Here is a 12,884-nt window from a genome sequence, read left to right as displayed (position 1 = left end):
CCGGGGCGGGCCGACCGCGTCCCACACCTGAACCCGTGCCCCCGAGGGGAGCCGGTGTTCCCGGGCCGGTTCCCACCATGCGTCCGTGACCTCGCTCGTCATCTCGGTCCCCCCTCACCAGGCCCTTCGGCCGCTCGGAGGTCCCTGTCGCGCAGCTCGTGCCAGGGGACGGCGGCCAGTTCCAGGACGGCTTCGGTGAAGGCGATGGCCTGGCGGCGCAGCGCGGCGACATCGATCCGGTCCATCACCGGCTCGACGTTGAGGAGATAACCGGGACCGGTGATGAAATTCGCCGCCGGCAGCCCGGCAGTGTGCCAGAAGGGACCACCGTCACCCGGCCACGTCGTGCCGTCGGGGGAACTGCCCGAGAAGTGGGGGACGAAGGGGCGCAACACTCGAGGCTCGGTGACCTGGGCGCGAACCCGGGCCGAGCGCATGCTGTTGATGACGGCCGGGTGCGGGGTGGCGAAGCAGGCGCCGAACTCGTACGTCACACCGGGGACATGATCGCTTTATCCGGCGGGCGCGACCCGCGCGCCGAGGTGCTCCAGGCACAGAGCCGCAGCGATGCGTGGCACCAGGTCCTCGCGGTGCCGTTCGAGGAAGGCTTCCAGTCCCCACGCTTCCTCGGTGGCGAAGTGCCCGGTCGACAGCAACACGAGCACGCTTCGGGACAGTTCCTGCCGCGGGAGGCGGGCCAGGTAATGGGCCATGGCCAGGATCGCCTCGCAGCCGTTGTCCTCCAGGCCGTTGCTGCCGTCGGTGTGCGACTGCAGCACGACCAGTTCGTCGCTCGCCCCGGGGATGATCCCGACGATGTTGTGCGTGTCCACCCGGGTGCTGTCCGCCGTCAGCGTCAGCGTCGCCTGCGTCTTCCGGCGGGCAGCCTCGTGCAGCTGGAGACCGGATTCCCGGCCGACGAACAGAGCGGGGATGGCGCGGTGCACACCGTCGTGGAGCAAGTAGCCGCCGCCCAGTTCCGCCTCGGGCAGATCGATGACCAGGATCAGTCCGGCGGCACCGGCAGCCGCGAAGCGGGCCAGCTCGGCGCGCATCTGATCGTGGGCCAGCCAGATCCGCTCGTAGCGCTGGTCGGAAGCATAGGCGGGCTCGACCGCCGCCAGGGCGGATGGACAGTAGTCCAAGGCGTCGAAGTCCCCGGCGGCAAAAGCGGGCAGGGCGATGTCCACCACGCCGATAACCCCCGGTCGCGGCTCCGCAGCCAGCGGGCCGGTGACTCCGCCGGTGCCGGTGTCGCCCGAGTACGCGACCGGGCTGACCACCGCGACCTCCGCCTCCGCGCCCGGGTCGGCCAGTCGCAATCCCCACTGGCGGGCACTCCAGCGGTGCATCGGCACCGCCTCGAGGGCCACGTCGGGGACGCCCACCTCCGACAGGCGGCGGGCGAGGTCACCGATGTAGTCGGCGTGCGCGGCCGAACCGGTGGCACGAAGACCGCGATCGTCCAGCGCCTGCTGCCATCTCGCCAGCGTCGCGACGGGCAGGAAACGGGCGGCGTCGACCCACCGGGCCGGCCGGGAGTGCATCTGCGGGCGGGCCCAGCTCTGGTGGGTTGTCTGCACCGGCGGTCTCCTTGCTTTCCGAGGAACGGCGTCAGCATGGCACCGGTATCCTCACAACAGATAGGCATGGGACTCTGAAGAAGTGGGAGCATCCTTTGTGAAATCTCCAAAGACCGCGCCCGTCACTCCCCTCCCGTTGCTGGATGGCCGACCGGCCGTGGTCTGGCTGCGCGACCACCGCGACGAACTCGTAGACCTGGCCCTGGACGCGCTCGCCGACCAGGACGGCGCCGCGCCTGCCACCGTCCGGCGCCGCGATCCCGAGCTCCGCTGGATCATCGCGTACAACGTCGACGCGTTCGTCCGCGCTCTGGAGAAGGGCGACACCAGCGTTCAGGAAGACGACGTCGCCGACCTGGTCGCCTCGGCCGCCCGCCGCGCCGGCGAGGGCGAACCGGTCGAGAACCTCCTGCGGGACTACCAGATCGGCATGGACGCGACCTGGCAGGTCGTGGCCCGCCGCTGTCCGCCCGCCGACCAGACCGGCCTCATCCAGCTGACCATCGCCATGCACGCCTACCTGCGTCAGGTGACCACGCTGGTGGTCCGCGGCTTCCAGCACGAGGCCGCCCGCATCCATGCCGGCGAGCGCGATGCCCGCTACGCCCTCTACAGCGCCCTGCTCACCGGCGAGCACCCCGACACGGCGGCCGGGCTCGCCGGCATCACCCTGCCCGAGCAGTATCTCGTCGTCAGCCTCAAGCTCGGCCCCGGCTCACGTCCCGACGAACCCGGCCGGGCACCCGAGATCACCCACCACCGACGCGCCAACGCCGTCCGACGGGTCCTGGCCGACCACGCCGGGGACGACGCCCTGGCACTGATCCAGGACCCGGCCGCCACGGCACTCATCCCGCTGCCCCCCGGACCCGGCAACGACCTGAAGGCATACCTGGGCGACCTCACCCAGCGACTCAGCGACCTCGCCTCAGCTCCCGTGCACACGGCTGCTGCGGCAGCGGCCCCGCACGCCGTACCGGCCGCCCGCGCCCAGAGCGAAGAAATCCTCCAGATCGCCCTCGCCACCGGACGACCCCCCGGCGCCTACGTCCTGGACGACGTCGTCGTCACCTACCAGCTCACACGCCCCGGCCCCGGACTCGACCTGCTCCTGCAACGGCTGCGCCCCCTCGACGCCCACCCCGAATGGGAATCCACCCTGCGCTCCTACCTGGAGCACGGATTCGACCGCAAGGCCACCGCAGCCCACCTGAACCTCCACCCCAACTCGGTGGACTACCGTCTGGGCCGCATCGCCCACCTATGCGGCCTCGACGCCGCCGACCCCGCACAACGGCTCACCGTCTTCGCCGCGCTCTACGCCCGCGACCGCGCCGCCTACCTCGAGCACGAGTCTTAGCTCCGGTTCAGGTGGCCCGTTCGGTCGCCAGGCTCGCGCTGATGGAGACGCGGCGGATGGAGAGTGGTTCCCGGAGCATGCCCCCGTGGCGAGCCCGGCACCCCCTGGTGCGGCTGCGCGTCAGTTCACCACGGCGCTCAACCACCATTGCATCTCCTGCGGGAAGGCGCCGTTGACGGAGCCCACAGGGGTGCGCTCGATGAGGCGAAGAGAGCCCATCGGCACTACGCCAGCAGGTGCCGGCGTGCTCGAAGTGCAGGCCGGACACGGCGCTCGGCATCGTGGACCAGCGCGCTGCACGGCCGGCGTCCCGACCTTCTTGGCCCCTCGTGTGTGATCTTCGCCTGGCATACGGGATGTCTTGTGGCTCCGGGAACGGGCAGGCGTACTGGAAGTAGACCTCACCCCATGATGGAGAGCCGGTGATGACGACTTCCCGAGCGCAGCGCCCCTTGCCCGTGGACGGTCGTGATGACGTAGTGGCTCGGCTGGAACGGGAGAACGCGCAGCTGCGTCAGGCGGTCGACTCCCATGCGACGGTCGATCAGGCCATCGGCGTGCTCGTCGCGGTGCACCGGCTTGAGCCGGCGGCCGGGTTCGAGGTGCTACGGGAGGTTTCCCAGCACACCAACACCAGACTGCACACCGTCGCGGAGACGGTGCTCAGCTGGGCGGCGGGGAAGGATCGCCTGCCACCCCCGGTCGACCAGGAGCTGAAGGCGGCCATGAAGCGCCGTCTGGATGCCGGGAACGGCATGGACCAGCCCGGCTAATGGTCAGGTCGTCAGGGCCTGCTCAGTGGTCGGGTGACAGGAGATGACGCCGTCGACGCCGGTCACCTGCAGCACCCGCAGAACGGATCGCTGGGCCCCGGCGATGCGCACCCACCCCTTGGCGTCGCTTACCTGCCGGTGTGCGGCGACGAAGACGTTGAGGCCGCTGGAGTCCATGAAGGTCACCCCACTGAGATCAGCGACAATGCGCGTCGGCACCGTCCCCTCCTCACCCAGCAGGGCCTTGCTGAGCTTGTCCCGGACGTCGTGGTCGATCTCGCCCCGCAGGGTCACGACACGGACCCCATCGACAACGCGGTCTTCGACGGTGAGACGATCCGGCCGGTCGGCTTGCTCGGTGTGGGGCACGTTCTCCTCGACTGCGATCTGGCTTGCCCCCTTCGGGGGCGGGACGCGCGGGTGATTCTGCCCCACCGATGCGGCCGGACGCATCTGCTTGCGCATTCGTATGCGATCGGTGCGGCATGTATGGCGACAGCCGGGGTACTGGCGGGCGTAAAGAAGTAGGGACGGGGCCGGTGGGAGTGGACACCGACGGTGAGGCTGGGACGGCGCCGGACAACTACGTGATGCGCGCCGGCTACGCCCTGGCCGGGGACGACAGCTGCATCGCCGACGCCCGTCACCACGCCATCGCCTTCCTCGACCAGGCCCACGGCGAGCACCACCTGACCGTGCCCGACCGCGCCCGGGACCTCACCCAGCTCGTCGTCAGCGAACTGGTCACCAACGCCCGCAAGTACGCACCCGGACCGGTGCTGATGGAACTGCGTATCAGCGCCCGGATCGTGGAAGTGGTGGTGTGGGACAGCGAGCCCACAGTTCCCGCGGCGCGGCCCGCCGACCCCGGCCGGATCGGCCAGCACGGCCTGGAGATCGTCAAGGCCGCCACCGTAGCGCTGCTCATCGAGCAGGAGCCGGTCGGCAAACGCATCACGGCCCGCCTCGCGCTGTCCGACACCGCCGCGCGCAGATAGGAGCCAGCTGATTCCGCCTGGCGCCAGTGAGGTACAAGCGTGAACATGGCCCCGTCCTTCGAAGACCTCGTGACGCTGCAGCGCACCGCCGACAAGGCGCACTGCCGCGTGCAGCAGCTCTTCGACGACTACGGCCGAAGCCCCGTGAACGAGTGGACCGAGTATCAGCGCACTACCTGGCGCACCGCCTGGAAGTCCTGGGTCGACGACGTCTGCGGCCTCCAGGAGGCGATCAAGGCATACACCTTCGAGCAGGGCAGAGAGATCCGCCAAGTCGATGCGGATGTGAAGAAGGCGGCCCGCCAGCCAGGGACTGCCACCTGACCTTGAACACCCGCCGACGGCTGGGCCCGAAGAACGTAATCGACCACTCGCATGCAAGGGGAGCGGCCGAGGCTTAATCCGCAATGCGGGTGGCAAGGGCACCGGCCAACCAAAGACCCTCACGAAGAGGAACTCCACCGCCGGCATATCGGGCCCGCAGCCCGGGGTGGGTGGGCCGGTGCCGCGCTCCCACCCTCGCTGCGCGGCCCCTGCGGCGCTGCGCGCCTGCGCGTGCTGCGGGCGCCTCCGCTGTGCTCCACGCCCTTGCCGGACACCGCTGCGCCCGTCGTCGCGGCCACGCGGCAGGAGCCGATGCCGGCACGCCTTCAAGAGCATCTTGCGGAGGCCGTGAGGCAATGGCACGCCCGCCGGGACACCGGGCGGGCAGGCCTCAGGTCCCGGGCCGGTGTAGCCCGAGACGAACCCACTGGCAGGACCATGACGGCACAGCCCGGCCCCCGTGGCGCTCCCTGAAGCACTGCGGGGGTCTGCCTGCCGTCTCCGCTGCGCAGCTTCCGCCGCGCCCGCACACAACCGCACCTGCGGGCGGCTGAAAGGATGGTGTCAGTAGCGGGGTGTGTGTGCCGTGGCGGTCTTGTCGTGCGCGGCGTACTGGACCCAGGCGTCGAGGAGGGTCTGCAGCGCTGCAGTGGAGGCGCCTGCTCGTTCCATGTAGTCGGTGTAGGTCTGGAGGCGATCCGGGCCGTCGGGCCAGGCTGGGTCGCCGGCTGCCAGACGGGCGAGGTCACCTGGCGGTGTGCGGGTTCGCTCGTACTGGGCCAGCCATCTTCGGAAACCCTGCATCGCCCATAGGCTCCTATTCACGCGATGGGGAATTGCTGTGGACCGCGTGCACGCCCGTTGTGCATCGTGCTCAACCATGATCGGTCGGCACCAGCCCGTGCGCAGTCCGTGCCCCCATCCTCCTCCGCCTCGCGGTCGTGGAGAAGACGAGCTTCGGCCCCCGACGGTCAGACCAGTTCACTTCTCAGATGCAGACTGGAAGGACACACCGAGCTGTGCGGGAGGCCGCTGTGACAGCTGAACCTCAGTCCGCGCAGCCGGGCATGGTGATCACTGCGGTCGATGCCCGGCATGCCGAGGTGACCCTGACCGGGCACCTCAGCACCCGTGTGCTGTGCGACCTGGAAGAGTGGTTCGATGATCTGCGCCTGCAGAGGGCCGATCACTGGGTGGTGGACATGCGCGGTGTGACCCGGATCGAGCTGGCGTGCGCCTACGCGCTGCTGCGGGCTGTTACTGCACACTCCGGGACAGCCTCCATCTGCGGCGGCCGCCGTCCCGTGCTGCGCACTCTTCGGCGTGTCGGACTGGACAAGGCAGCTGTGATCGTGGAGTAGGCCCGGACGCCACACACCTAACCTCGGACGGCGCAGGATGAGAACACCGAGATCGTTTAACAGCCGCAGCACAAGCCCCTGAGGAAGAGGCCCAGCAGCCGCCGATATGGGGGACCCGCCAGGCTCCGCACTGCTCGGCTGGGGAGTGAGTCATGGCACGGGAAGGCAACGGCCCCACCAGCGCACAGCCCGAGGTGCCTGCTGCGGGACATGGACGCGACGAGACTGTCGAGGAACGCGCAGACCGGATGTGGAATGACCTGGTGCAGGAACTGCGCATCGCTCAGGCTGGCGCCAGATCATCCTCGGGGTTTCGATCATCGCTGTGTTTCAGCCCGTGTTCGATCACCTGGCTGACACTGAGCGTGCCTTGTATGTCAGTGCTGTGTGCACGGGGGCAGCGTGCGTCGGTGCCTTCCTCGGCCCGGTGGCCTCTCACCGGCTTGTGACCAGCCGCGGCATCAAACCTCAGACGGTCACCTTGGCCGCCCGCCTGTTCAAAGCAGGGCTGGCGTTGCTGATGGTGACCATATCCCTGACCTTGCTCCTACTGATGCGGCTCGCCTTCGACGACACGCTCGGTTTGTGGCTGACGGCGGCGATCGTTGTCTGCCTGAGTCTTGTGTGGGTGGTCCCTCCACTGTGGGCACGACGCCACTACACCACCAAGCACCAGACACCCAGGACACGCCAGGCCTAACTCGACGCTGCCTGGAACCGCTGCGGTACAACCGTCGGGCGAGACGGCAGGGATGAGGTATGTCTGCGAGGTGGCCAAGGCTCCTTGACATGCCGGCACAGCTCGTTGAGGTCTTTTTGCTGCGCGGCCTGGCCGCCGCCTCCCTGACTGCTTTGCCCCTCATCGTCTCAGCGCCCGCCCATGCGGCGGAGACGCTTCCCCTGTCCGAAGCCGTCGCCGGCCTGCCGTTGGGGACGGAGTCCCGGACCGGTACGCCTTCCGTCACTGGAACGCCGGCGCCAACCCCTCTGACGGCTGCAACACGCGTGCCGAGGTCCTGATCTCCGAGGCCGTCGAACCTCCAACGGTGGGGACCAACTGCCGGCTGACGGGTGGGAGCTGGTGGTCGTACTACCAGGCGTGGGTGACGGCGGCCTCCGGCCTGGACATCGACCACATGGTTCCCCTCGCGGAAAGCTGGGACAGCGGGGCGTCCGGGTGGACGGCGCAGCGCCGCGAGGCGTACGCCTACGCCCAGGGCGCGGCCACCAGCCTGGTCGCCATCACCGCCCGCTCGAACAGGTCCAAGGCAGATCAGGATCCCGCCCAGTGGCTGCCGCCTGCAGCCGAGGCGCACTGCCGGTACGTCGCCGAGTGGGCCGCAACCAAGCTCCGCTGGAGTCTTGCGGCCGACGAAGCCGAGGTGGCGGCCCTGCGCGAGGTGGCGGTCGGCTGCCCGGAGCAGACCGTGACATACGAGCCGGCCGTACAGGGGCCCGCGCCGCGTGGTTCAGCTCGCCAGCGCCAGGGCGGTCCGCGTAGACGAGACGCGCCCGGCCGGGAAGGCCGGGCGCGTCAACGTTCTATCGGGGCGTGAGTGAGGCGTTCAGTTCACGCACGCGGTGTTGGGTCAGTGGTGGTGGGGGCCGCTGTGGCGGTGGTGGCCCCAGGGCTCGTCGTCGATGAAGCGTCCGTGGTCGTTGCGCAGGGGTGGCGGTGTCGGAGCGGTTGTCCCAGACGTAGGGGCGGCGGTCCTGGTACTGGTCGCTGTCGGTGTCGCGCCGTGGCCGGTGTGGATGCCGACGGCGGTGCGGCCTTCGAGGCGGTAGTGGTCGAAGGTGTAGGTGTGGCCGTCCTCGTCCTGGAGGGTCCAGCCGTCGAGGTTGACGCTGCGGCGGCGGTGTTGGTGGTTTCCACCCACTCACGGTTGAGGGAGCGGTCGTCCCGGCCGGGGGAGTCGTACTTGACGTCGGAGATCCTCACCTTGGGCCGCTCGGGGCGGGCGTGGTCAGCGGCGACTTGGCGGGAGCCCATAGGGTCGGACGAGGGTGCACTCGCGACAGACCGTCCTCGCGGGTCTGACGTTGCCGCGAGGCGGCCGCGTAGTAGGTCCCGTCGACAAGAGACAGCTGGGGGCGGGGTTGAAGCGGGGAAACGCTGCCGCAAGGACCCTTTAGCCGTTGTACGGAGTGATGTCAATGCACGACACGACGTCAGTAGTGTGAGGGAGTGTCAGTCCACCCCCCGGGCGGCTCAATGCCCCGGCCAAGGTTCCTTTACGGCCAACTATTTGACGGTCCGTCATGTACCAAACCTTGGGCTTTCTAATACCCAATCAGCCCCTGTCGTCACCCCTTGGTCGCTTTCTGAAGTGGCGACAGAGAAGGGCGGAAGTATGTTCATTCATAGTCGGCCGCTCTGCTGGCGTCCCTAAGAGACGAAGGAACAGAAATGCCTGAAAGAAGGAGAGGCGGAACGCGTAGGCGTACCGTTGTCGCGATCGCAGCGTCGGTGGGTATCGCGGCCCTGGCCGCAACCGGTGTGAACTACGCTTCGGCTTCCAGTTCCGTCCCACATTCAGCCCCGTCTGTGGAGGAGGCCGCCGCCTCGGTTCCCTTCGGGGGGGACGGCCAGACGCACAACGGCTTCAGGAACGACGAGGGACGGATCCACGTCAATGAGCGAACGTATGCAGCCGAGCCGGGTGTGTGCACGGCTGTGATCAGTAGTCCCGCCACCAGCTTCAATGTCCGAAACGACAGTGACAAGACTGTCGAATTCTTCACTGGGATTACCTGCGACAACGGCGGTGCGATTGCCACAATCGGGCCTCGAAATTCTAGCAGCGCAATCCCGGGAACGACGGTCTTCGACGGGGCTGTGGTGCCTTTCGCGCTCGTCGGCAGTTTCCGAGTGATCCACGACCACCACTGACCCCGGCGTTGGCCAAGGGCAGCGACAAGCCTGGCTTGCGAGGCACTTGGACCCGGTCCCGCTGCAATGGGACCGGGTCCAAGTGTGGAGAAGCCGGGGGCTCCGGCGAGAGACGTCGTGGGCGACGTCGACTCCGACTTCCTTCACCAGCTCGCGTTCCACCAACGGGACGTTCAGCGTTTCCAGGCTGTCCTACTCTGCGCAAAACGACCGCCCGTCCACGTATTACCGCGCCGCGCCGGGGAAATTGGCTCGGGGACCGTGTTGCTCGCCGCCTGGCTTCCGGAAGCCTTGTTGGTCGTCGTTTCTTGGCCATCATGGGCGAGGAACATGCCAGCGTCAGCCTGCTCGCCGTGATTCCATCTCCCGCGGTCTGACCGGCCTCACCCTCAAGAGCGTCGCATCGCGTCTGCCAAGCGGTTCTTCCGCGACACCCTCCGGGCAACCGAAGACCGTTGCGGCCAGCTCGCCCTGGCGCAGGACACGCACCGGGCGCGGTGGATCACCGACGCCGTCCACTTCCTTGGGGAGAGAAGGGTGTGAGGTGTAGGTGATCCCGTAGACGTAGGTGCTCATGGCTATTCTTCCCGGCGGCGCGCGGGACGGGCGCCCTGCTTCTGGCGCCCCTCATCACGGGTCTGCTGGAAGGCGTCGGAGATCGTCTCGGCGGCACCGGACAGCGCTCCCTTGGTCTTGCCGCGAGCGCCGGATTCGGTGAGCTTTCCGGTGAGTTCGGTCAGGCCGGCCGGCTTGCGCGGGCCCGCCTCCAGGTCGAGGCGGTTGCACGCCTCGGCGAAGCGCAGATAGGTGTCGACGCTTGCCACCACGACTCGTACGTCGATCTTGAGTATTTCGATGCCGACCAGGGAGACCCGCACGAACGCGTCGATCACCAGCCCCCGGTCCAGGACGAGCTCCAGGACGTCGTAGAGGCCACTGGAGCCTCCGCCGCCGCCCTGCTGCGTTGCCACGGTCATCACGACCAGCCCCTTGCCATCTCTGGGGTCCCGCCTGTGCGGGCCCTGTTCACGCCCGCACCCCACTTCCCGACACGGAAGCCCAAGGGGTGCGCTCCCGCCGGTCACCATCGGCTTCCCAGCGGCGAGACATGCTTCCCGCAGCGAGTAGCCCCCATCATCACGGTCAAACAAACGTACGAGCGACCGTGGCGCCGGCCATAGGTCTGGCCGTACGGTGATCACTCCCGGCCACGGCTGGTCAATACCTCTCGAGGTGCGTCCGCCAGCGTGGATCACGACCGGTACGCCCACGCTCTGGAACAGCCAGGACTTGTCCGGCCGATCATGGCTGTAGGCAGTCGGGCATGATCCCCGGGAGCCAGTCATCTGGACGGAGGAGGGGCGGGAGCGCCGCTGCACCGTCACCAGAGGCGGTGACCTTTACTCGCGCGAGGTGATGATTGCTGGGTACGGGAGCTCTCCATTCGATGACGACGTACCTGACCTCATGTGAGAGACATCAGAGCACGTGGCTGCGTGCCGGGCCGTTCGAGACTGCCCCCTCGGGCCCCAAGCGGGCACCCCCGCCGGATCCGAAAGACAGGGCAGCCACGCTCTGGTCGGGCTGCGACACGCGAACAGTACGGCCGGAGATCACGCTCGCCGCCCTTCGCTGGGCATTCGTTTGCTACTCGGCCGCCCAGTCGAGTCGGCTCTCGGTTTTGGGACGGTGGTTGTGACAGGCAGTTGATTGTGGGGTTGCGTCGCTGGTCGGGGGCTGTTTTGGGATGACTTCACTGTCGTAGGTGAGATCGGGGTGGGTGACGCTGTCTCAGTTACGTGAGTTCATATCCACTGCCCGGTGGATGGCTGGTGCGCTCGGACGTGGTTTAGGAGAAGCTGACCCGCACACCGCGATGCAGCCAGGAATACCCAAAGCCCTTGCCTTGCCGAAGAGTGCCTGATCACGCCCAGACCCGGGCTGATCAGCCTCTGAGGTGACAACTGGGGCAGGCGGCGTGGCAGCCTCCCACGGCGGCGGACACACCGATACGGTCCGGTGATGTTGAGGTGAACGCAGTGAAGTCGAGGGAATCTCTCATCACCAGCACAACCTGGCACGTCACTGGACTGTAGAGCCACCTGCTCGCCGTCACGGCACAGCATCTGATTCAGAACAGCACCTGCCTCTCTGGCCGAAGGGCGCTGCAAAACTCGTGGGAAGGCCGACGCGTCCTGATGGGGAACTCAATGTCGTTCATCGGCCGTGACATGGCTGTCGACCTCGGGACCGCCAACACGCTGGTGTACGTCAGGGGTCGCGGGATCGTACTCAACGAGCCGTCCGTCGTCGCGATCAACACCAACACCGGTGGCATCCTCGCGGTCGGCGCCGAAGCGAAGAAGATGATCGGGCGTACACCCGGCAACATCGTTGCCGTGCGTCCGCTGAAGGACGGCGTGATCGCCGACTTCGAGATCACCGAGCGGATGCTCCGCTACTTCATCCTGAAGATCCACAAGCGGCGGTATCTGGCTCGTCCGCGGGTCGTCGTCTGTGTGCCCTCGGGCATCACCGGTGTCGAGCGCCGCGCCGTCATCGAGGCGTCGTCCCAGGCCGGCGCCCGGCGGGTGCACATCATCGAGGAGCCGATGGCCGCGGCCATCGGCTCGGGCCTGCCGGTCCACGAGGCCACGGGCAACATGGTGGTCGACGTCGGCGGCGGGACCACGGACGTGGCGGTCATCTCCTTCGGCGGCATCGTCATCGCCCAGTCCATCCGCGTGGCGGGCGACGAACTGGATAGTGCGATCATCCAGCACGTCAAGAAGGAGTACTCGCTGCTGCTGGGTGAGCGCACGGCCGAACAGGTCAAGATCGCGATCGGTTCGGCCTACGACCTCAACACCGACGAGCACACCGAAATGCGCGGCCAGGATCTGGTCTCCGGGCAACCGAAGACTGTCGTCATCTCCGCCGCCGAAGTCCGCAAGGCGATCGAGGAGCCGGTCAACGTCATCGTCCACGCCGTCAAGACGACCCTGGACAAATGTCCGCCAGAGCTGTCCGGCGACATCATGGACCGAGGAATCGTTCTGACCGGCGGCGGAGCGCTGCTGCGAGGCCTGGACGAGCGGCTGCGCCGCGAGACGGGCATGCCGGTCCACATCGCCGAGGACCCGCTGGACAGCGTGGCACTGGGCTCCGGCAAGTGCGTCGAGGAGTTCGAGGCGCTCCAGCAGGTGCTGGACGCCCAGCCGCGTAGATGAGGTAACTCTTCTGATTCCGTTACAGGGGATGATCTCCCACTGGGGTACATCGCGTAGTGCGTGTTTTGAAGCCCCGGTTCTCAGTAGCCTGGAGTCCTACGCTGGCGTGGTGTCCGAGGACGCCGGGCGGGCCGGGGAGAGGATCTGTCGGGGTTGTGGGGAACGGCTGAGGCCGGATGCACGGCCCCGGGCGGACCTCTGTTCGTCGGCCTGTCGTGCCAGGCAGTGGCGGGCGAAGCGTCGGCTCCGCAGGCTTCTGGCGGCGGCTCAGCACGGCGCCGGCGAGGCAGAGTGTCCGGAGTGCGGGCTCGGTCGGTGGCCGGTGTCGATCGCCGTTCGGACGCGGTGTTCTGTTCGCCGCA

Annotated in this window: 11 protein-coding genes and 4 pseudogenes; 8 read left to right on the top strand and 7 right to left on the bottom strand. The window is 67.9% G+C overall.

The features are described 5' to 3' along the window. Positions 1–98 precede the first annotated feature (98 nt). On the bottom strand, positions 99–494 hold the full coding sequence (locus tag HNR57_RS35155; protein ID WP_184566710.1) for a hypothetical protein: 396 nt from the start codon (positions 492–494) through the stop codon (positions 99–101). An 18-nt stretch (positions 495–512) separates the two neighbouring features. Then, positions 513–1,583, bottom strand: coding sequence for a M28 family peptidase (locus tag HNR57_RS35150; protein ID WP_184566708.1), 1,071 nt, complete (start codon positions 1,581–1,583; stop codon positions 513–515). Positions 1,584–1,719: 136 nt separating this feature from the next. Between HNR57_RS35150 and HNR57_RS35145 the strand changes: the two genes are divergently transcribed. Both HNR57_RS35145 and HNR57_RS35140 read left to right on the top strand, forming a co-directional pair. Continuing rightward, positions 1,720–2,943, top strand: coding sequence for a PucR family transcriptional regulator (locus tag HNR57_RS35145; RefSeq protein WP_184566706.1), 1,224 nt, complete (start codon positions 1,720–1,722; stop codon positions 2,941–2,943). 425 nt (positions 2,944–3,368) lie between these two features. Then, positions 3,369–3,716 (top strand): ANTAR domain-containing protein, encoded by a 348-nt coding sequence (locus HNR57_RS35140; RefSeq protein ID WP_184566871.1) that lies wholly within the window; start codon positions 3,369–3,371, stop codon positions 3,714–3,716. A gap of 3 nt (positions 3,717–3,719) precedes the next feature. On the opposite strand, the gene HNR57_RS40465 is transcribed toward HNR57_RS35140, so the two are convergent. Next, complete coding sequence (locus HNR57_RS40465) at positions 3,720–4,181, bottom strand: STAS domain-containing protein (protein WP_313675657.1); 462 nt, start codon at positions 4,179–4,181, stop codon at positions 3,720–3,722. Positions 4,182–4,306: 125 nt separating this feature from the next. Here HNR57_RS40465 and HNR57_RS35130 point away from each other — a divergent pair, with 125 nt between their 5' ends. Beyond that, on the top strand, positions 4,307–4,714 hold the full coding sequence (locus HNR57_RS35130; RefSeq protein WP_184566867.1) for an ATP-binding protein: 408 nt from the start codon (positions 4,307–4,309) through the stop codon (positions 4,712–4,714). A gap of 45 nt (positions 4,715–4,759) precedes the next feature. Beyond that, on the top strand, positions 4,760–5,038 hold the full coding sequence (locus HNR57_RS35125; RefSeq protein ID WP_184566704.1) for a hypothetical protein: 279 nt from the start codon (positions 4,760–4,762) through the stop codon (positions 5,036–5,038). Positions 5,039–5,602: 564 nt separating this feature from the next. Here the strand turns inward: HNR57_RS35125 and HNR57_RS35120 are convergent. After that, positions 5,603–5,842, bottom strand: a complete 240-nt coding sequence (locus HNR57_RS35120) for a YozE family protein (protein WP_184566703.1) — start codon at positions 5,840–5,842, stop codon at positions 5,603–5,605. A 230-nt stretch (positions 5,843–6,072) separates the two neighbouring features. Here HNR57_RS35120 and HNR57_RS35115 point away from each other — a divergent pair, with 230 nt between their 5' ends. The 3 genes and pseudogenes from HNR57_RS35115 to HNR57_RS35105 all read left to right on the top strand — a co-directional run. Further along, positions 6,073–6,399 carry an STAS domain-containing protein gene (locus HNR57_RS35115; RefSeq protein ID WP_313675655.1) on the top strand — a complete coding sequence of 109 codons (327 nt, stop codon included), beginning with the start codon at positions 6,073–6,075 and terminating at the stop codon, positions 6,397–6,399. 152 nt (positions 6,400–6,551) lie between these two features. Further along, positions 6,552–7,099, top strand: a pseudogene (locus HNR57_RS40055) (DUF6328 family protein). 89 nt (positions 7,100–7,188) lie between these two features. After that, a pseudogene (locus HNR57_RS35105) lies at positions 7,189–7,844 on the top strand (HNH endonuclease family protein); the annotation flags it as partial. Positions 7,845–7,988: 144 nt separating this feature from the next. On the opposite strand, the pseudogene HNR57_RS35100 reads toward HNR57_RS35105, so the two are convergent. The 3 genes and pseudogenes from HNR57_RS35100 to HNR57_RS35095 form a co-directional block, all read right to left on the bottom strand. Then, positions 7,989–8,392 (bottom strand): annotated as a pseudogene (locus HNR57_RS35100) (lamin tail domain-containing protein). A gap of 1,302 nt (positions 8,393–9,694) precedes the next feature. Next, positions 9,695–9,868, bottom strand: a pseudogene (locus tag HNR57_RS40050) (GvpL/GvpF family gas vesicle protein); the annotation flags it as partial. A 2-nt stretch (positions 9,869–9,870) separates the two neighbouring features. After that, positions 9,871–10,269, bottom strand: coding sequence for a gas vesicle structural protein GvpA (locus tag HNR57_RS35095; RefSeq protein ID WP_184566701.1), 399 nt, complete (start codon positions 10,267–10,269; stop codon positions 9,871–9,873). A 1,233-nt stretch (positions 10,270–11,502) separates the two neighbouring features. On the opposite strand from HNR57_RS35095, the gene HNR57_RS35090 reads away from it, so the two are divergent. After that, on the top strand, positions 11,503–12,522 hold the full coding sequence (locus HNR57_RS35090) for a rod shape-determining protein (protein ID WP_184566699.1): 1,020 nt from the start codon (positions 11,503–11,505) through the stop codon (positions 12,520–12,522). The last annotated feature ends 362 nt before the right edge of the window (positions 12,523–12,884 follow it).

The organism is Streptomyces paradoxus (assembly GCF_014202475.1).
GTDB lineage: Bacteria > Actinomycetota > Actinomycetes > Streptomycetales > Streptomycetaceae > Streptomyces > Streptomyces paradoxus.
Note: the sequence above shows the minus strand (reverse complement) of the source record. Positions and strands in the feature narration are given on the sequence as shown.